Raw genomic sequence first — 16,970 nt, 5'->3', positions numbered from 1 at the left:
CGATCATGTCGTGCCCTCCAGCGCCGCGGCGGCGCGGCGGCGGGCGGCGAGGATCCCGTGGGTCGGGGCCCAGATGAAGGTGGCGAGGAAGATCAGGGTTTGAAGGCAGACGATGATGCCGCCCGTCGCCCCGTCGAGGAAGAAACTGACATAGGCGCCGACAAAGCTGGTGAGCGTGCCGATGGCGACGGAGGTCAGGATCAGCCGCGGGAAGCGGTCGCAGAGCAGATAGGCCGTGGCGCCGGGGGTGACGACCAGCGCGATAACGAGGAAGGCGCCCACGGTCTGCATGGCCGCTACGATGCAGGCCGAGAGAAGCACGAAGAAGATGCCCTTCAGCAGCGGCGGGTTCAGACCGATGGTGCGGGCATGAGTCTCGTCAAAGAAGACGACCAGAAGATCGCGCCATTTGGCCAGCAGGATGGCGAGCGACACGACCCCGATGATTACCAGCTGCAGCGTGTCAGACGGCGAGATGGCGAGGATATTGCCCATGGTTATGGTCTGGATCGACACCGCCACCGGGTTGACGGAGATCATGAAGAGGCCGAGGCCGAAGAACCCCGTGAAGATCAGCCCGATGACGACATCCGTCTTCAGCCCCGACCGGTTCGACAGAAACAGCATCGCGGCCGCGGCCAGCCCGCCCGACAGGAAGGCGCCCAGAGCAAAGGGCAGACCCAGCATATAGGCCCCCGCCACGCCGGGCACGACGGAATGGGAGAGCGCATCGCCGATCAGCGACCAGCCCTTGAGCATCAGATAGGCCGAGAGGAACGCACAGACCCCGCCGACCAGCGCCGCGACCAGCATGGCGCTGAGCATGTAGCCGTAGATGAACGGGTCGAGCAGGATCATTCGCCGGGCGTCCGCGTCTGGGTCCGGTCGCCGAACTGCACGAGCGGGCGTTCGTCGTCGGAATAGATCGTGACCTCATGCGGGTCTTCGACACCCTCGGGGTCGTGCCGGGCGAAGGTGAAATGGCGCAGGACACCGCCAAAGGCCGCTTCGAGGTTGTCGCGGGTAAAAGTCGTCTCGGTCGGGCCATAGCCCAGAACGGTGCCCTTCACCATCACCACGCGGTCGCAGAATTCCGGGACGGAGCCGAGGTCATGGGTTGAGACCAGCATGACCCGCCCCTCCTCCCGCAGCTCGCGCAGGAGGGTGATGATCTGCTCTTCGGTCTTCACATCGACGCCGGTGAAGGGCTCGTCCAGCAGAATGACCTTGCCGTTCTGCGCCAGCGCCCGGGCGAGGAAGACGCGTTTCTTCTGCCCGCCCGAGAGCTCTCCGATCTGGCGGTGGCGGTAGTCCTGCATATTGACGCGGGCCAGCGCCGCATCGACCGCGTCGCGGTCGGCCTGCCGGGGACGGCGGAAGAAGCCCATATGGCCGTAACGGCCCATCATCACCACGTCTTCGACCAGCACGGGGAAGGACCAGTCGACCTCCTCCGACTGGGGGACGTAGGCGACGAGGTTGCGGCTCAGCGCCTCCCTGACCGTCATGCCAAGCAGGCGGATTTCGCCCTGCGCACTGGCGACAAAGCCCATGATCGCCTTGAACAGGGTCGATTTACCGGCGCCGTTGACGCCGACGAGGGCCGTCACCGTGCCTTGCGGGATCTCAAAAGATGCGTTGCGCAGGGCGGTGTGGCCGTTGCGATAGGTGACGGTCAGATTTCGGGTGACGATGCCCGGCACCTTCGCATCCACCTGCCCGAAGCGGTTCTGCGCGTTCATTCGGTTTCTCCCGTCAGCCCGTCCGCAACTGTCTGAACGGTCACTCTGAGCAGGTCCAGATAGCTGGGCACCGGCCCGTCCGGTTCCGACAGGCTGTCGACATAAAGCACACCGCCATAGCGCGCGCCGGTCTCTCGGGCGACCTGTTCGGCGGGGGCCTGATTGACCGTGCTTTCGCAGAAGACAGCTGGGACGCGATGCGCCCGGACCCCGTCGATCACGGCGCGGACCTGCTGCGGCGTGCCGGTCTGGTCAGCGTTCATCGGCCAGAGGTAGAGTTCCTGCAGACCGAAATCGCGGGCGAGGTAGCTGAAGGCGCCCTCGCAGGTGACCAGCCAGCGTTGGCTTTCGGGGATGGTGGCGATGCGGTCGCGCAGCGGCTCCAGCGTGTCGCGGAGGGTCTGGGCGTAGGCTTCGGCATTGGCGCGGTAGGTGGCGGCGTTGGCCGGGTCCTGTTCGGACAGGGCCTTTTCGATATTGGCGATGTAGATCAGGGCGTTGTACAGACCCATCCAGGCATGCGGATTGGGTTTGCCCTCATATCCGCCACGGGTGATCAGGATGGGCTCGATCCCTTCTGACAGGGTCGCCGTCGGCACGTTTTTCAGGTTGCGCAGGAACTGTTCAAACCAGAGCTCCAGGTTCAGCCCGTTCCACAGCACCAGATCGGCGTCGAGCGCGCCGAGGATGTCGCGCGGCGTCGGCTCATAGCCGTGGATTTCCGCCCCCGGCTTGGTGATCGACACGACGTCGGCGGCATCGCCCGCCACCTGCTGCGCCATATCGGCCAGCACGGTGAACGTCGTCACGACCTTCAGCCGGTCAGCGCTGGCGTGCTGCACGCCTGTACCCAGCATGGTTGTGGCCATCGCGAGGATGGCGGCAAACCTTAGCATCCGAAACTCCTTTTTGACATGTAAATGATAATCGTTCGCAACTGTCAAGGACTTCGGGCCCGCTTGGGCTGAGAGCACCCGGGACCGAAGCGGCAGGCATAAAAAAGGCGATTGTATATTTGACAAACCCAACCGGGACTCCTATATCTAACACATAGAGATAAGGAAGCCCGCCATGTCCGTTCTGTCCAAAGCCTACATGCACGACGAAGCCGCAGCGTTTGCGCACGTCGAAAGCATCCTGTGGCCGGACGGCCCGGTCTGCCCGCACTGCGGCGTGGTCGATAGCGCCTACAAGCTTGAGGGCGTCCGCACGAAGGCCAGTAAGAAGAACCCGGAAGGCAAAGAGCGCTTCGGCCTGTGGAAGTGCCGTGAGTGCCGCAAGCAGTTCACCGTTCGCAAAGGCACGATCTTCGAGGAAAGCCACATCGAAATGTTCAAGTGGCTGCAAGCGATCCACCTGATGGTATCCAGCAAGAAGGGCATCAGCAGCCATCAGCTTCACCGCGTCCTTGAGATTACGCACAAGTCCGCATGGTTCATGTCTCACCGTATCCGTGAGGCAATGCGCAATGACGGTTCCGTTGACTTCGGCTCCAACGGCGGCACGGTTGAAGTTGATGAAACGTTCATCGGCAATGACCGGACCATCAAACCGAAGCACACCAAGAAGGGCCGTGGCTACGCGCACAAGCACAAGCTGCTGACGCTGGTGGATCGCAACACCGGCCACGCCAAGAGCATCGTTGTGGACGACCTCAAGCAGTCCACGCTTCTGCCGATCCTCAAGGCGAACATCGCCGCCGAAGCCGTGATCTACACGGACGAGGCCGGTCAGTATAAAAACCTTTCCCGCGACTTCGCCGGTCATGACTTTGTGCGTCACGGTCAGGGCGAGTATGGCCGCGGCGTCGTCCACACCAACACGATTGAGGGTTATTTCAGCGTGTTCAAGCGCGGCATGAAGGGCGTCTATCAACACTGCGCCAAGAAACACCTGCATCGCTATGCGGCTGAGTTTGAGTTTCGTTACAATAACCGCTCGGCAAATGGGGTTGAGGACGCCGAACGTGGCGAGATTGCGCTTCGCGCCATGGCAGGGAAAAGGCTGTCATATGCAGCGCCTACTGCATGAAATGATTGATTCCGCTGGCAATATAAAAATTGCCAGCGGAATCACTATATTGTATGAAGGTGGTGCGGATGACCGGGATCGAACCGGCACGGGCGTCAGAGCTGTAGGAGGCTCGCCCGGTGGCATCCAAAGCCACTGTGTCTACCTATTCCACCACATCCGCAGTGTGGCCCGCCCCTCGCCAGCATATCGCGTGGCAGGAGCGGGATGGTCCCTCCGCCGTGAGGCGGTCAGGCGATCAATTCAAGGCGGCGGCATTGGATTTACCTCCATAGCTGTTTCCTCAAGAAGAAGCGGAGGTGTCACCCTCCAAGGTATCGTCCTCCGCTTCTTCAAAATCCTCACCGGGGAAGGGGCGATCAGAAAACCACCAACCAACGCCTCGGCGAACTTTAAACTCTTCCGAGTTGGAAAGCCTTGCAGAGAGAGTGGCTATGGGGTCTTTGCCTCCAACCTCGATACCCCGCTCCTGGATCAAGGGAAGAAGGTCACGGGTTTCCACCGGCATGCCAAGCTCGTCAAGTATTTCCCTTGCGGCGATCCGAGTTGGGGCCATCGTCGGGGCGGGCCTAGACCTAACGCCCCCCCCGCCACCAGCATAGATAAGTGTCCTTGTGGGTTTCGCTTGCGCCGCCCCAACATTAGATGCGGCAAGCGCCTCGGCATGCTTGACGAGCGCCAGAAGGTGGTCGCGCTCGGCATCAATCGCGCGAAGCCTGCTACGGGCATCCATGAGAAGTTTGTGATAGTCCAGCATCGGTTGGCCCTCCAAGGTCCGATTCCACCATATGCTGAGTTTAGACGTGAGACAAGCCATTTGTGACGTGTGGCGTGAGAGGCCGTGAGAATGGAAAATGAAAGCAAGAAGCCCCAACTCGACAAATTCAAAGAAGCCGCTCGTGAACTCGGGACGGACGACGATGAGGACCGCTTTGAGGAGCGGCTCAAGAAGCTTGTGAAGCAGAAGCCGGACGAGAAGAAAGACGACTGACGCGGATCGCGCTTGCCGTCACGTAACCCGCTCAATCTGCGGGTTTGTCAAATATACAATCGCCATAAAAAAAGGCGCCCTTCCGGCGCCTTTTTACCTGCTGCGGTCGTCTCGGACCCGTTTTATTTGGTGAGGATCAGCTTGCCTGCTTTGGTGATACGAAGCGTGTAGACCTGACCGTCCAGGTCGATTTCCGCCATTTTGCTATCCCCGGTGAGCCGCCGTGCCTCATATCGGGGTTTGTCGGAGGCCGCGGGGCGCAAAGATTGTTCCTGCATCACACTGACCAATTCAAAGGCGCAGGCTGTTCGCGATGCGCAAAACGCAGAAGATGATCCTCGATGATGAACTTCGCCTTTTTCAGACCGTCGTCATCCGGACCGCTGACTTCTATCGAAAGACCCTGAGCATCCGCGGCCAGGCTGGCAGGCCCCGGCGGCAGCTGCGCCTTGCCGGTCTGGCTGTCATATTCAACAGCAACCTTATGGGCGAAATGCTTGCAGAGTTGCTGAAGATAGCGGGACGCATTCGCCGTCTCAAACCGGGTCGTGGCAGTTCTCATCACATTCACCTTATCTCGATTCTTTTAGTAAGGTATTTCATTGACCTCCATTTGCCAAGACCATAGAAGGCAAAAAACATGCCCAGCGCATTCAATCCCCAAGCCAGGCGTTTCCGGAGATACCTATGCCCCCCCTTATCCGTCCTCTTGTCACCGCCACTTTCATGATGCTGGGCGCTCTGGCCGCTGCGGCGGACCCGGTCACGTTCCAGACCGCGACGGGGCCGATGACTTTGCCGGAAAAACCGCAGCAGATCGTGGCGCTGGATGTTTCGGCTGTCGATACGCTCGCCGCGCTTGGCCACCCGCCGGCGGGCAGCGTCGCGCCGACCTATGTGTCCTATCTGGACCCCGAGGCAACCGGCGCCGCGCCAGTCGGATCCTTCTTCGATCCGGATTTCGAAGCGATCGCGGCCCTGCGTCCGGATCTGATCATTGTCGGATCGCGGGCGGCCTCGCAGGCGGATGCCCTGAGCCGGATCGCGCCGGTGGCTGATATGAGCATTGGCACGGATGCCTTTGCAGATGGGAAGGCGCGGCTGGCGGCCTATGGGGTTCTGCTTGGCCGGGAGGACGCCGCACAGGCGCTGTCAGACGCGCTGGATGCGCGGATGGCGGACCTCCGCAGCCAGGTCCAGTCCGTGGGCGGCACAGCCCTGATTTTGATGACCAACGGACCGAAACTGTCGGTGTTCGGACCGGCGAGCCGATTCGGATGGCTTCATACAGAGCTTGGCTTTGCCCCTGCCGTGGAGGGGATCAGCGACAACCGGCACGGAGAGGCCGTATCCTTTGAATATATCGCGCAGACCAATCCCGATACGATGATCGTGGTCGACCGGGGCGCGGCCATCGGGGATGGCAGCGCCGCGGCGCAGGCAACGCTCGACACACCGCTGGTTGCTGGAACTGCGGCCGCCCAGGAGGGGCGGATGATCTATCTGTCTCCGGCGGAGCTCTATATCGCCCCCGGCGGTGTGCAGTCGATGAACCGCACGCTGGACGAGATCGAGGCAGCGCTCGGGGCTGGTTAAGATGCGCCTGCTCGCGGTCGCCGGGCTGGCCCTGCTCTGCCTCCTGTCCCTGACGCTTGGCGTGACCGGGACGGGCCTCTTCGACATCTGGCGCGGCGAAAATGCCGGGTTGTTCTGGGAGAGCCGCCTGCCCCGCACGCTTGCTGCGGTTCTGTCCGGCGGCGGCCTGGCTGTTTCGGGCCATATCATGCAGCACCTGGCGCGGAACCGCTTTGTCGAACCGATGACGGCCGGCGCAGGTCAGAGCGCGGCGCTTGGGTTGCTGCTGTGTACCGCCGTTCTGCCGGGCGCCGCAATTGGCTGGAAAATGGTGGCAGCAGCCGTGGCAGCCATGGCGGGAAGTCTCGGGCTGATGGCCCTTATCAGACCCCTTCCCCCGACCCAGCCGCTGCTCGTGCCGCTTGTGGCGCTGGTCTACGGCGGAATGATCGGGGCTGTTGTCACGTTTTTTGCCTACCAGGGCGATATGATGCAGTTCCTCGGCACCTGGATGACCGGAGAATTCTCCGGCGTGCTGCGCGGCCGGTATGAACTGCTCTGGCTGGTCGGGATCACCTCGGCCCTGGCCTATGGCCTGGCCGATCAGCTGACGCTGCTGAGCCTTGGCAGGCCAACGGCGCTGGCCCTTGGGCTGAATGTGCGGCGCGTGACCGGGCTGGCGCTGGTGACCGTGTCGGCGGTCACGGCCATGGTGGTGGTGACAGTGGGCGCGATCCCGTTTGTCGGTCTGGTGGTGCCGAACCTGACGGCAAGGCTGACGGGCGACAACCTGCGCCGGTCGCTGCCGCTGACTGCCCTGGGGGGCGGTATCCTTGTGCTGGGGGCCGATATCCTCAGTCGCTGGCTGCGGGCCCCTTACGAGGTTCCGGTCGCGACAACCGTGTCGGTCATCGGAGCGGTCGTGTTTCTGTTCATGATCAATCAACGGCCTGCGCGTGGCTAGGCGGCTGGGTTTTCTGGCCGTGATTCTGGCCACCGTCAGCCTGCTGTTTGTCGTGGTGGCGGCGCGGGCGCCGTGGGAATTCCTGCTGCCATTCCGGCTGATGAAACTGGCGGCGCTGATCATCGTGGGCGCGTCGCTGGCCGTAGCAACCGTGCTGTTTCAGACGCTGACTGCCAACCGGATCCTGACCCCGTCCCTGCTGGGATTTGACGCGCTCTACATGCTGATCGTGACGCTGCTTATCCAGCTTCTGGGCGCGGCCGGGTTCAATGCGCTCTCGCCGCTTGGTCTTTTTCTTATGACCGTGGTTGCGATGTCGGGGCTGGGCCTTGGCCTGTTCACGGCCCTGATGCGGATGGCGCAGAAGGACATGATCCGGCTGGTGCTGACCGGCATCGTGATCGGCCTGCTGATCCGGTCGATGACCGAATTCATCCAGAGGATCATCGACCCCAGCGAATTCCAGATGGTGCAGTCCATGTCCTTTGCCCGGTTCACCCAGGCCGACCCGCAGATGCTGCTTCTGGCCGGGCTTGCCGTTCTGCCCGCCTTGGCCGGAGCCTGGGCCTTGCGGCACCGGCTGGATGTCCTGACCCTTGGCGAGGATGCGGCGATCGGGCTTGGCGAACGGCCGTCTCGTGTTCGCAGGCAAGCGATGCTGGCGATTTGCACCCTGGTTGCCGTTGCGACGGCGCTGGTGGGCCCGTTGTCGGCGGGCGGGTTCGCGCCGTCCAGCTTCTTCGGCATTATCGTTGCTGCCTTCGCGCGGATGGTGACGCCGACCCACCGGCACGCGATCCTTTTGCCCTGTGCGGCGATCATCGGGGCGCTGGTTCTGAGCGGCGGCCAGTTTGTTCTGGAGCGGCTGCTGTCCCTGGATACGCCGCTCATGGTGGTGATCGAATTGATCGGCGGCTTTATCTTCCTTGCCATTCTCTTGAAAAGGCGCCTCGCATGATCCGGATCCGCAATCTGCACTATAGCGTCGGGCAGACCCCCATCCTCAACGGGGTCGATCTCGATATACCGGAGGGCGGGGTGACGGCGATCATCGGCCCCAATGGCGCGGGAAAATCCACGCTGCTGTCGCTGATCGCGCGCCTGCTGCCTCTGCAACAGGGAGAGATCGACATTGGCGGCCACCTCATCGGGCAGGTGTCCGACCGGGACCTGGCCCGTATCCTCGCCATCATGCCGCAGAGCTCTGACATCACCGCCCGACTGACGATCGAGGATCTGGTGGGTTTTGGACGCTACCCCTGGCATCGCGGCCGCCCCCGCGACGAAGACCGCCAGAAGGTGGCCGCCGCGCTGGGCAGGTTCGGCCTGACCGACCTGCGCCGCCGGTTTATCGACGAGGTTTCCGGCGGCCAGAAGCAAAGGGCGCTGGCTGCAACCGCCTTTGTCCAGGAAACGCCTTTTCTGTTGCTGGACGAGCCGTTGAACAACCTCGATATCGCGGCGTCGCGCGATCTCATGCGGATATTGAACGAGATGAGCGACAAGGACGGCAAAGCCATTGTCGTGGTGATGCACGACATCAATTACGCCATCGCGTTTGCCGACAGGCTGGTGGTGATGAAGGAGGGCCGCGTCGTGGCGCAGGGCCATCCCGCCGAAATTGTGACCGGGCTGATGATCCGTGATGTTTTTTCGACCGAAGTCGATGTCGAGCAGGTCAGGGGGCGGCCAATTGTCTTGGTATGACAAGGCGATGGGTTTAGTTGACTATTTAAATAGGTTATTATATCGGCAAGCCAAAGCCAGCAAGACGGCAAGTTTTGACCGTCCCGCGAGCCATTGTCAGAGTTTGGGTTTCGGGACATGATCAATCAGAAAAAATTCGCTCTTTTTGCCAGTGTGGCTGTTATCTATCCGATGACACCTATTCTGGCGCAAAACACCATCGAACTGGATGCGATCCGCGTGGAATCGCAAGCTGCGCAGGGGCTTCTTGGCAATGCCGAGATATCCGAAGAAGACCTTGAGGATCGCAATCCACAGACCATGACGGATGTGTTCGACGGCCAGACAGCTGTCACGGCCTCTGGTGGCGCACCGATTGCCCAGAAGGTCTTTGTTCACGGTGTTGAAGAAAGCATGCTGAACGTCACGATTGACGGGGCGCGGCAGAATAAGTCGGCCTTTCACCACACCGGCAATGTGCTGATCGATCCGACCCTGCTGAAACAGGTCGAGGTTACCTCGGGCCTTGCACCGGCCGACAGCGGCCCTGGCGCGCTGGCCGGATCCATCGCCTATGAGACAAAGGATGCGCGCGACCTGCTGGAGCCGGGCAAAACCTTCGGCGGCAGCGCCACGCTGGGTTACGCCGACAATGGCGACACCTTCCGCCGCAGCCTGACGCTGTTCGGGGCGCAGGGCGGGTTCGAATATCTGCTGAGCGGGACCCGCTCTAACGGGGACAATTACGAGGACGGGGCGGGCAGCGTTCTGCTGGGCACCGGCGCGGATCTGGACAATCTCGTCGCGAAATTCGCCTATACGACGGACACGGGCAAACGGCTGGAGTTTTCCGCCGATCATACCAAGGATGCGGGGCCGCGTGCCGGGCAAACCCGGGACGGTGTCAATTTCTACATCCGGCCCGATTTTGCCGATGTCGGGGGCGACGTGGTCGAGGTCTATGCGGAATCGATCCGCCGGTCCTATACCTTTACCTACACGGACGAGGCGCCCGACGGCATCTGGGCCCCCACGGTCCAGCTGACCTATAACGAGCAGGAACTGGACGGCGATCAGGTCACCAAAGGGCTGAACACCAGCCTCAGCGGTACGATCAAAAACGACTTCATGCTGGGCAGCGGCGTCCTGACCGCCGGTCTGGATTTCTTCCGCGATACGGCAGAGGCGACGGGCGCTGTCACCGCGGGAACAGATTCCAAGGAAACCCTGGAAAATATCGGTGTCTTTGCCCAGATGCGGCAGGATATCGGGTCCCGCGTGTCGCTGAGCTATGGTCTGCGGGCCGATCTGCAACGGTTCTCCACCCCCGATGGGCAGACCTTCAAAGACGGGGGCGTCAGCGTCAATTTCGCCGCCGATGTCGTTCTGACCGACCGGCTGACGCTGAATATCGGGGCCGCCTCTGTCTGGGGAGGCTATGAGCTGAGCGAGGCCTCGCTGATCAATTCGAGCTCTGGTGCTTCGGTTCTGGCGCCCTGGGCCTATTCCAATATCCGGTCCTCCCGCGCGAATAACGCCCGGATCGGGCTGCGCTATGATACCGGGCCGTGGTCGGCAAGTGCGGCCCTGTTCTATACAGAGATCAAGGACGCGCCCTATCTGTTCACACCGGACCGCACGGATTCCTCGACCGGCACGTCCTACCCGACGATCACGACCAAAGGTGTGGATGCCTCGGTCCGGTATTCCTCCGGCGCGGGATATATTCAGGCGAATTATACCTATGCCGACGTTCAGCTCGACGGGGCGCAGATCGGGTCGACCTCCTATTACTGGGGCCGTCCGATGGGGCATCTCTTCGGCCTGACCGCCGCGTTTGAGGTGACACCGGGACTGACGCTCGGCGGGACAGCGGAAATCGCGCTCGACAATAACGATGGCGCGGTCGCGCTGCCCGGCTATGAGGTGGTGAACCTCTTTGCCAGCTATAAACCGCGGCAATTCGACAATCTGGAATTGCGACTCGACGTCCGGAATGTCTTTGACGAAACCTACAGCAAGCGAAGCGCCGACGGGATCGACTTCTCCCGGGTCACTCCTCTGACCGAACCGGGCCGGACGATTGCTGTCTCACTTACGACAAGGTTCTGATCCATGACACCTCGCCTCCTGTTTCTTAGTTCCGGCAGCCTGTTTCTGGCAGGTCATGTCGCCGCGCAGGAGGCGACCGACACCGGCACCGGTACGGTTCCGACCGGTACGGTGCCGGACCCCTCTGTCGCGCCGGCCGGACCTGAAACGCCGCTTGATGTCGCCCTCGGGTTTCTTATCGACGGGGGGCCGGCCATCTGGGCCATTGCTGCGCTGTCGGTGCTGACCCTTGCGCTTATCCTATGGAAAACATGGCACCTTTACCGCTCCGGGGCCTGGTCGCGTCGTCCTGCCCGTGCGGCGGTCGAAGCCTGGGAAAGCCGTCGCCCTGGCGCGGCGCTCGATCAGCTGAAGGGGCGTCACGGGCTGCGCAGCCGTCTGGCGCGGGCCGCGATGCAGGCGCGACTGGATCACGATCCGGAGACCGCGCGCGAGGAAACCACCCGGGTCGCGCGGCGGCTTATGGCAGATCAGCAGGCCGGCCTCCGGGCCTTGGAGCTGATCGCGACCATTGCGCCGCTTCTGGGTCTTCTGGGGACCGTTCTGGGCATGATCTCGGCCTTTCAGGCATTGCAGGAGGCCGGATCGCGGGCCGATCCGGCGCTGCTGGCCGGCGGCATCTGGGAGGCCTTGCTGACCACGGCGGCGGGTATGGCCGTTGCGATCCCTGCCTCGGCGGCGCTGACCTGGTTTGAAGCCATTATTGAGTCTGCACGCGCCGACATGGAAGATTTCGCGGCACGGATATTTGTGACCGACCAGCCGCAGGAGCTGCAGAAGGCTGAAGAATGATGCTGTTCCCCGAACAGAGAGCCAGACGCAAGCCCAGCCTCACGCCTTTGATCGACGTGGTTTTTCTGTTGCTCGTGTTCTTTATGCTCGCGTCCCGTTTCGGGATTGAAACGGTCCTGCCGTTGCCTCTCGCCTCCGGCGGGTCGGGCTATTCCGGGCCGCCGCGCCTTGTCGATATCGCGCCGGACGGGCTGCGGCTGAACGGCCAGCCCGTTGCGCTGGATCAGCTGGCGGCGGCACTTGAGCCGCTGACAGACACAAAATCCGACGCAATTATCCTCCGCGGGCGTGATGACGCCGACCTGCAGGCCGTCGTGACCGTGTCCGAAGCGCTTCGTGATGCCGGGTTCCTGTCGGTGGTGCTGGTCGAATGATGGATTTTGCCGCGCCCCGGAAAAAGAACCGCGCGGAATCGACCGTGCCCATGATCAATGTCGTTTTCCTGCTTCTGATCTTTTTTCTGATGACAGCCGAACTCGCGCCGCCGGACCCGGTCGAGGTAACTCCGCCCACCGGCGCAGGCCAGACCGCCGACGGAGCGCCGCCGGTTCTTTATCTGGCCGCCGACGGGACCCTCGCCTATGGGGAGCTGCGGGGGGAGAACGCCGTCGCGGCCTTTGCCGGGCTGGGGGCGGAGGGGGCGCAGTTGCGTGCCGATAGTGGCGTCGAGGCCAGCAAGGTTGCCCGGGCCCTGAAAGAGTTGGGTCAACAGGGGCTTACCTCTGTCTCGCTTGTCATGGTGCCGGAATGAAGCTCAGCTTTCCGATATTCCTGCTGATAGCGGCCGTTCTGCACCTGGCAGCGTTCGCCTCATGGTCAGAGGTGGAGGGCGGCGCTGAAACCGGCGGTCAGGGTGGCACGTCCGACGTCAGCCTGATGGCTGCAACCCCCGGCGTCGAAGCCATGGTCGAGGCATGGGACCGACCGCCCGAAACCGCTGAGACACCCGATGCGCCGGTCCCGCAGCCACCGGACAGCAGCGACCCTGCGCCTGCCGCATCAACCTTTGCGGATGCCGCTCCGTCCGTTGCTTTTGCCGGTCTGCCCGAGCTGTCCGAGCCCGCAATCACCTTGCCCAAGGTCGTAGAGCCGGTCACGCCGCAAATCGGCCAGATCGCCATTCCGGACCCGGCGCCACAACTTGATCCGCCGGAGGCCGCGCCTCAGGTCACCGCCCGGTCTGCTCCGGCGCGCCCTGAACGCCCGGCCGCGCCGGCTGCTCTCGCCCCCACGCGCACCGAAAGTTTGCCGGATATGGATCGCACTCCTCCCGCGCCGCAGATCATCGTGGACGCCATTCCCCAGACCAGCCGCCGCCCGGCAGAGCGGCCAAAATCGCTTGAAACGCCGGAACCCAAGCCCCCTGCCCCGGCGCCACGTCAAGCAAGTCGCACGCCAGAGCCGTCGCCCTCGGCGCGTGGCGACAGCGCGGCGGCAAGGCCAGCCGCCACTGCCGCCGGCTCGGGCGGGTCCGCACAGGCCGGCACAGCGCAGAATTCCGGCGCCAAAACGGTATCCAAGGCTGCGCAGCAGCGCGCGATATCGAAATGGGGAGCCCAGATTCGCGCCCGGATCGAACGGCGGAAACGTCATCCGGGCGGCAGCGGTGGCCGAGTCGTCGTCCGTCTCAGCGTTGCGAATTCGGGTCAGGTCACCGGCGCGGGCATCGCACGATCTTCGGGAAATGGCCGGCTGGACAATGCGGCGCTGGCGGCTGTGCGATCGGCCGGACGCATGCCGCGCGCCCCTGCCGAGATACAGGCCGGCGTCAGCACATTCAGCCTGCCAATGGATTTCAACTGAGACCGTAAAGGTGTAACCGGATCCGGCGCCGTGCCCTGTCGTATGTTCATACTGCAGGCGCTGACGCGACGCGTTACGACGGACCCGGGCCGGGCAAGACCTCTGTGGACGCCGGAGCGGGAAGGCCAGGACCGAAGCTTGCAATGGCAAGGGCCCTCACCGCATTAAACGGCGACATCCGGCAATATCAGTGAAAATAGTGGTGAGCCGTGCAGGATTCGAACCTGCGACCCACTGATTAAAAGTCAGTTGCTCTACCAACTGAGCTAACGGCCCACTAGAGCCGCCCTATTAGATATGCCGTGACAGGGGGTCAACCCCGTATTCCGTGGAATCTGCGGTTTTCGTTGCGGAAAATCTTCTTCCGGCGCGGCCGGCGTTGCGCTGTCTCTTTTAAAGGTCGGGTTTCGCCTTTATATGCGGGCCGATGCAGGTACGCGCGATCCCCTCCGCCGGCCTCCCCTTCCGCAAGATGCACGGGGCCGGCAACGATTTTGTCATCCTCGACAGCCGGGGCATGGCCCCTGTCTGCACGCCTGATCTGGCGCAAAAGCTGGGCGACCGGAATCGCGGTGTGGGATTCGACCAGCTGGCCGAGATCCGGGATGGCGAGAATACCGACATCACACTCGATTTCTGGAACTCCGACGGCTCGCGCGCCGGGGCCTGCGGTAATGCCACCCGCTGTGTCGCCTCCATGGTGATGGCGGAGACGGGGGCGGAGACGGTGACGATCCGTACTGAACGCGGTGTGCTCAAAGGGATGACCTGCGACGGGGCGATCTGGGTGAACCTCGGCGCGCCGGTGCTGGACTGGCGGACGCTGCCGCTGTCGCGGGATGTCGACCTGCTGCACCTGCCGATCGACGGCGATCCGGTGGCCGTGGGAATGGGCAATCCGCATGCCGTCTTCTTTGTCGACGATATCGCGGATGTGGATGTGGCGGCGCGGGGCGCTGTGGTCGAACATGATCCGCTGTATCCGCAGGCTACAAACGTCGAATTCGTCGAAGTCCGGTCGCGGGACGAGGTGCGGATGCGGGTCTGGGAACGCGGGACGGGAATCACCCTCGCCTGCGGGTCGGGTGCCTGTGCGGCGGCTGTGGCGGCGCATCAGCGCGGTCTGACGGACCGGCACATCCGGATGGAAGTCGACGGCGGCTGGCTGGAGCTCGACTGGCGCGAAGACGGGGTCTGGATGACCGGACCGGTGGCACATGTGTTTGACGCGGTGCTGACGGCGGAGTGGCTGGGGCTATGAGCAATCCGCCGATCTTTGCCACGCTCGGCTGCCGGCTGAATGCCTATGAGACCGAGGCGATGAAGGAACTGGCCGCGGAAGCCGGGGTCGAGAATGCCGTGGTCGTGAACACCTGTGCCGTGACCGCCGAGGCCGTGCGCAAGGCGCGGCAGGATATCCGGCGGCTGCGGCGGGAGAACCCTGCGGCCAAGATCATCGTGACGGGCTGCGCCGCACAGACCGAACCGGAGACTTTTGCGCAGATGGCCGAAGTCGACCATGTGATCGGCAATTCGGAGAAGATGCAGGCGGCGACATGGAAGGGCCTCGCCCCCGATCTGATCGGGGAGACGGAGCGCGTCATCGTCGACGACATCATGTCGGTGACCGAAACGGCGGGCCATCTGATCGACGGATTCGGGCGGCACCGGGCCTATGTGCAGGTCCAGAACGGCTGCGATCATCGCTGCACCTTCTGCATTATTCCCTATGGCCGGGGCAATTCTCGGTCCGTCCCGGCGGGGGTCGTCGTGGATCAGATCAAGCGGCTGAGGGATCGCGGGTTCAACGAGGTGGTGCTGACCGGGGTCGATCTGACCTCCTGGGGGGCCGATCTGCCGGGCGGGCCGCGGCTGGGCGATCTGGTCCGGCGGATCCTGAAGCTGGTGCCGGACCTGCCGCGGCTGCGGATTTCGTCAATCGATTCGATCGAGGCGGATCCGGCGCTGATGGAGGCCATCGCGACGGAGCCCCGGCTGATGCCGCATCTGCACCTGTCGCTACAGGCAGGCGACGACATGATCCTCAAGCGGATGAAGCGGCGGCACCTGCGGGACGATGCGATCCGGTTCTGCGAGGAGGCCGTAAAGCTGCGGCCGGAGATGACCTTTGGCGCCGATATCATCGCCGGATTCCCGACGGAGACGGAGGCGATGTTCGAGAACTCCCTGCGTCTGGTCGAGGAGTGCCAGCTGACCTGGCTGCATGTCTTCCCCTATTCGCCCCGCCCGGGCACGCCCGCCGCGCGGATGCCGCAGGTCAAGGGCCCGGCGATCAAGGCGCGCGCCGCGCGGCTGCGCGCGGCCGGGGAGGCGCGGGTCGCGGCGCATCTGGCGGCGCAGGTGGGTACGGTGCAGAAAGTGCTGATCGAGGGCCCGCGCATGGGCCGGACAGAGCAGTTCGCCGAGGTGCATTTTGCCGAGGATCAGCCCGAGGGGCAGATCATCACGGTTTCGATTGCCTCTCATGACGGAAATTCACTGGCAGCGTGAGGCTGGCCCGGCCTAGGGTCGGGCGGCGGGCGCCGGAGGCTCTGCCTCCGGACCTCCGGAGTATTTTTGCCAAGATGAAGGAGGGGCGTATGCACCCCAATCCGATCTACCGTTCATCCGAGCGCGACGCCTGTCTGGAGTTTGCGCGGGAGGTGGGGTTTGGCGTACTGGCGATTTCAGTGGCGGAGGCGGCGCCGCTGATCTCGCATGTGCCCTTCGTGGTGACGGAGAGCGGGGATGTGGAGATGCATCTGGTGCGGTCCAACCCGATCACCCGGGCGGCGGGTGGACCGGTGGCGGCGCGGCTGGCCGTGCAGGGGCCACATGGTTATGTCTCGCCTGACTGGTACGGGATGGAGCATCAGGTGCCGACGTGGAACTACGTGGCCGTGCATCTGACCGGTGTGCTGGAACCCTTGCCGGATGAGGCGTTGCGGGGGGCGCTGGACCGGCTTTCCGATGTGTTTGAGACGCGGCTGCAGCCGAAACCTGTCTGGACGTCGGACAAGATGCCGGAGGAGGCGATGGCACGGCTGATGCGGATGATCCGGCCGTATCGACTTCGGGTCGAGGCGGCGGAGGGGACCTGGAAGCTGGCGCAGAACAAACCGGAGGCGGCGCGACTGGGCGCGGCGGAGGGGCTGGCGGCGTCCGGGATCGGTGCGGAGGTGCAGAGCCTCGCCGCTCTCATGCGCGACTGGCGCGAAGTTTGACGGGATTTACACCGGGCAGGGCCGCTCCTAGGCTCGGCGCGGAATGGGCC

20 protein-coding genes and 2 tRNA genes are annotated in these 16,970 nt (G+C 63.4%); 14 read left to right on the top strand and 8 right to left on the bottom strand.

From position 1 onward, the window contains the following. Window positions 1-3 precede the first annotated feature (3 nt). From ACRARG_RS13600 to ACRARG_RS13590, 3 genes are read right to left on the bottom strand one after another with little or no spacing between them, the layout of a single operon-like run. Complete coding sequence (locus tag ACRARG_RS13600; protein ID WP_432690552.1) at window positions 4-858, bottom strand: metal ABC transporter permease; 855 nt, start codon at window positions 856-858, stop codon at window positions 4-6. Then, window positions 855-1,742, bottom strand: coding sequence for a manganese/iron ABC transporter ATP-binding protein (locus ACRARG_RS13595; protein ID WP_432690551.1), 888 nt, complete (start codon window positions 1,740-1,742; stop codon window positions 855-857). The genes ACRARG_RS13600 and ACRARG_RS13595 overlap by 4 nt, the downstream gene beginning before the upstream one ends. Then, a complete protein-coding gene (locus ACRARG_RS13590; RefSeq protein WP_432691368.1) occupies window positions 1,739-2,611 on the bottom strand; it encodes a metal ABC transporter substrate-binding protein in 873 nt (290 codons plus the stop codon). The genes ACRARG_RS13595 and ACRARG_RS13590 overlap by 4 nt, the downstream gene beginning before the upstream one ends. A 202-nt stretch (window positions 2,612-2,813) precedes the next feature. Between ACRARG_RS13590 and ACRARG_RS13585 the strand changes: the two genes are divergently transcribed. After that, window positions 2,814-3,773 (top strand): IS1595 family transposase, encoded by a 960-nt coding sequence (locus ACRARG_RS13585; RefSeq protein ID WP_432690550.1) that lies wholly within the window; start codon window positions 2,814-2,816, stop codon window positions 3,771-3,773. Window positions 3,774-3,833: 60 nt separating this feature from the next. On the opposite strand, the gene ACRARG_RS13580 is transcribed toward ACRARG_RS13585, so the two are convergent. Beyond that, window positions 3,834-3,936, bottom strand: a tRNA-Pro gene (locus ACRARG_RS13580). 120 nt (window positions 3,937-4,056) lie between these two features. Beyond that, window positions 4,057-4,530, bottom strand: coding sequence for a hypothetical protein (locus tag ACRARG_RS13575; protein ID WP_432690549.1), 474 nt, complete (start codon window positions 4,528-4,530; stop codon window positions 4,057-4,059). 90 nt (window positions 4,531-4,620) lie between these two features. On the opposite strand from ACRARG_RS13575, the gene ACRARG_RS13570 reads away from it, so the two are divergent. After that, on the top strand, window positions 4,621-4,764 hold the full coding sequence (locus ACRARG_RS13570; protein WP_432690548.1) for a hypothetical protein: 144 nt from the start codon (window positions 4,621-4,623) through the stop codon (window positions 4,762-4,764). A 122-nt stretch (window positions 4,765-4,886) separates the two neighbouring features. On the opposite strand, the gene hemP is transcribed toward ACRARG_RS13570, so the two are convergent. After that, complete coding sequence (gene hemP, locus ACRARG_RS13565) at window positions 4,887-5,042, bottom strand: hemin uptake protein HemP (protein WP_432690547.1); 156 nt, start codon at window positions 5,040-5,042, stop codon at window positions 4,887-4,889. Then, window positions 5,042-5,326, bottom strand: coding sequence for a DUF2218 domain-containing protein (locus ACRARG_RS13560; RefSeq protein ID WP_432690546.1), 285 nt, complete (start codon window positions 5,324-5,326; stop codon window positions 5,042-5,044). Before ACRARG_RS13560 ends, hemP begins: the two co-directional genes overlap by 1 nt. Window positions 5,327-5,451: 125 nt before the next feature. Between ACRARG_RS13560 and ACRARG_RS13555 the strand changes: the two genes are divergently transcribed. From ACRARG_RS13555 to tolA, 9 genes are all read left to right on the top strand, one after another. Then, entirely contained in the window at window positions 5,452-6,360 is a 909-nt protein-coding gene (locus ACRARG_RS13555) for a siderophore ABC transporter substrate-binding protein (RefSeq protein ID WP_432690545.1), read from the top strand. Between the two features lies 1 nt (window position 6,361). After that, window positions 6,362-7,303, top strand: a complete 942-nt coding sequence (locus ACRARG_RS13550) for an ABC transporter permease (protein WP_432690544.1) — start codon at window positions 6,362-6,364, stop codon at window positions 7,301-7,303. Then, a complete protein-coding gene (locus ACRARG_RS13545; RefSeq protein WP_432690543.1) occupies window positions 7,296-8,261 on the top strand; it encodes an iron chelate uptake ABC transporter family permease subunit in 966 nt (321 codons plus the stop codon). The genes ACRARG_RS13550 and ACRARG_RS13545 overlap by 8 nt, the downstream gene beginning before the upstream one ends. After that, window positions 8,258-9,010, top strand: coding sequence for an iron ABC transporter ATP-binding protein (locus ACRARG_RS13540; RefSeq protein ID WP_432690542.1), 753 nt, complete (start codon window positions 8,258-8,260; stop codon window positions 9,008-9,010). Before ACRARG_RS13545 ends, ACRARG_RS13540 begins: the two co-directional genes overlap by 4 nt. 153 nt (window positions 9,011-9,163) lie before the next feature. Next, window positions 9,164-11,101 (top strand): TonB-dependent receptor domain-containing protein, encoded by a 1,938-nt coding sequence (locus tag ACRARG_RS13535; RefSeq protein ID WP_432690541.1) that lies wholly within the window; start codon window positions 9,164-9,166, stop codon window positions 11,099-11,101. 3 nt (window positions 11,102-11,104) lie between these two features. Beyond that, window positions 11,105-11,893 (top strand): MotA/TolQ/ExbB proton channel family protein, encoded by a 789-nt coding sequence (locus ACRARG_RS13530; RefSeq protein WP_432690540.1) that lies wholly within the window; start codon window positions 11,105-11,107, stop codon window positions 11,891-11,893. Next, entirely contained in the window at window positions 11,890-12,267 is a 378-nt protein-coding gene (locus ACRARG_RS13525; RefSeq protein ID WP_432690539.1) for an ExbD/TolR family protein, read from the top strand. The genes ACRARG_RS13530 and ACRARG_RS13525 overlap by 4 nt, the downstream gene beginning before the upstream one ends. Continuing rightward, window positions 12,264-12,644, top strand: coding sequence for an ExbD/TolR family protein (locus ACRARG_RS13520; protein ID WP_432690538.1), 381 nt, complete (start codon window positions 12,264-12,266; stop codon window positions 12,642-12,644). The genes ACRARG_RS13525 and ACRARG_RS13520 overlap by 4 nt, the downstream gene beginning before the upstream one ends. Continuing rightward, window positions 12,641-13,696, top strand: coding sequence for a cell envelope integrity protein TolA (gene tolA / locus ACRARG_RS13515; protein ID WP_432690537.1), 1,056 nt, complete (start codon window positions 12,641-12,643; stop codon window positions 13,694-13,696). The genes ACRARG_RS13520 and tolA overlap by 4 nt, the downstream gene beginning before the upstream one ends. 200 nt (window positions 13,697-13,896) lie before the next feature. On the opposite strand, the gene ACRARG_RS13510 is transcribed toward tolA, so the two are convergent. Continuing rightward, window positions 13,897-13,972: transfer RNA gene (locus tag ACRARG_RS13510), tRNA-Lys, on the bottom strand. A 151-nt stretch (window positions 13,973-14,123) separates the two neighbouring features. Between ACRARG_RS13510 and dapF the strand changes: the two genes are divergently transcribed. From dapF to ACRARG_RS13495, 3 genes are all read left to right on the top strand, one after another. Continuing rightward, the gene (gene dapF / locus ACRARG_RS13505; RefSeq protein ID WP_432690536.1) at window positions 14,124-14,957 is read left to right on the top strand and encodes a diaminopimelate epimerase; all 834 of its coding nucleotides are present in this window, start codon (window positions 14,124-14,126) and stop codon (window positions 14,955-14,957) included. Continuing rightward, window positions 14,954-16,207, top strand: a complete 1,254-nt coding sequence (mtaB, locus tag ACRARG_RS13500; protein WP_432690535.1) for a tRNA (N(6)-L-threonylcarbamoyladenosine(37)-C(2))-methylthiotransferase MtaB — start codon at window positions 14,954-14,956, stop codon at window positions 16,205-16,207. Before dapF ends, mtaB begins: the two co-directional genes overlap by 4 nt. 89 nt (window positions 16,208-16,296) lie before the next feature. Continuing rightward, entirely contained in the window at window positions 16,297-16,920 is a 624-nt protein-coding gene (locus ACRARG_RS13495; RefSeq protein ID WP_432690534.1) for an FMN-binding negative transcriptional regulator, read from the top strand. Window positions 16,921-16,970 lie beyond the last annotated feature (50 nt).

This window comes from Pseudooceanicola profundi (assembly GCF_050897955.1).
Classification (GTDB): Bacteria; Pseudomonadota; Alphaproteobacteria; order Rhodobacterales; family Rhodobacteraceae; genus Pseudooceanicola.
The sequence above is the reverse complement of the archived record's forward strand: the minus strand, read 5'-3'. Positions and strand labels throughout refer to the sequence as shown.

Bases quoted from the DNA above. Each gene is read 5' to 3' on its own strand.
- ACRARG_RS13525 (WP_432690539.1), top strand. From the start codon at position 11,890: ATGATGCTGTTCCCCGAACAGAGAGCCAGACGCAAGCCCAGCCTCACG.
- ACRARG_RS13520 (WP_432690538.1), top strand. From the start codon at position 12,264: ATGATGGATTTTGCCGCGCCCCGGAAAAAGAACCGCGCGGAATCGACC.
- ACRARG_RS13590 (WP_432691368.1), bottom strand. From the start codon at position 2,611: ATGGCCACAACCATGCTGGGTACAGGCGTGCAGCACGCCAGCGCTGAC.
- ACRARG_RS13600 (WP_432690552.1), bottom strand. From the start codon at position 858: ATGATCCTGCTCGACCCGTTCATCTACGGCTACATGCTCAGCGCCATG.
- ACRARG_RS13560 (WP_432690546.1), bottom strand. From the start codon at position 5,326: ATGAGAACTGCCACGACCCGGTTTGAGACGGCGAATGCGTCCCGCTAT.
- ACRARG_RS13550 (WP_432690544.1), top strand. From the start codon at position 6,362: ATGCGCCTGCTCGCGGTCGCCGGGCTGGCCCTGCTCTGCCTCCTGTCC.
- dapF (WP_432690536.1), top strand. From the start codon at position 14,124: ATGCAGGTACGCGCGATCCCCTCCGCCGGCCTCCCCTTCCGCAAGATG.
- mtaB (WP_432690535.1), top strand. From the start codon at position 14,954: ATGAGCAATCCGCCGATCTTTGCCACGCTCGGCTGCCGGCTGAATGCC.
- ACRARG_RS13595 (WP_432690551.1), bottom strand. From the start codon at position 1,742: ATGAACGCGCAGAACCGCTTCGGGCAGGTGGATGCGAAGGTGCCGGGC.
- ACRARG_RS13575 (WP_432690549.1), bottom strand. From the start codon at position 4,530: ATGCTGGACTATCACAAACTTCTCATGGATGCCCGTAGCAGGCTTCGC.
- ACRARG_RS13570 (WP_432690548.1), top strand. From the start codon at position 4,621: ATGGAAAATGAAAGCAAGAAGCCCCAACTCGACAAATTCAAAGAAGCC.
- ACRARG_RS13540 (WP_432690542.1), top strand. From the start codon at position 8,258: ATGATCCGGATCCGCAATCTGCACTATAGCGTCGGGCAGACCCCCATC.
- ACRARG_RS13495 (WP_432690534.1), top strand. From the start codon at position 16,297: ATGCACCCCAATCCGATCTACCGTTCATCCGAGCGCGACGCCTGTCTG.
- hemP (WP_432690547.1), bottom strand. From the start codon at position 5,042: ATGCAGGAACAATCTTTGCGCCCCGCGGCCTCCGACAAACCCCGATAT.
- ACRARG_RS13530 (WP_432690540.1), top strand. From the start codon at position 11,105: ATGACACCTCGCCTCCTGTTTCTTAGTTCCGGCAGCCTGTTTCTGGCA.
- ACRARG_RS13585 (WP_432690550.1), top strand. From the start codon at position 2,814: ATGTCCGTTCTGTCCAAAGCCTACATGCACGACGAAGCCGCAGCGTTT.
- ACRARG_RS13555 (WP_432690545.1), top strand. From the start codon at position 5,452: ATGCCCCCCCTTATCCGTCCTCTTGTCACCGCCACTTTCATGATGCTG.
- tolA (WP_432690537.1), top strand. From the start codon at position 12,641: ATGAAGCTCAGCTTTCCGATATTCCTGCTGATAGCGGCCGTTCTGCAC.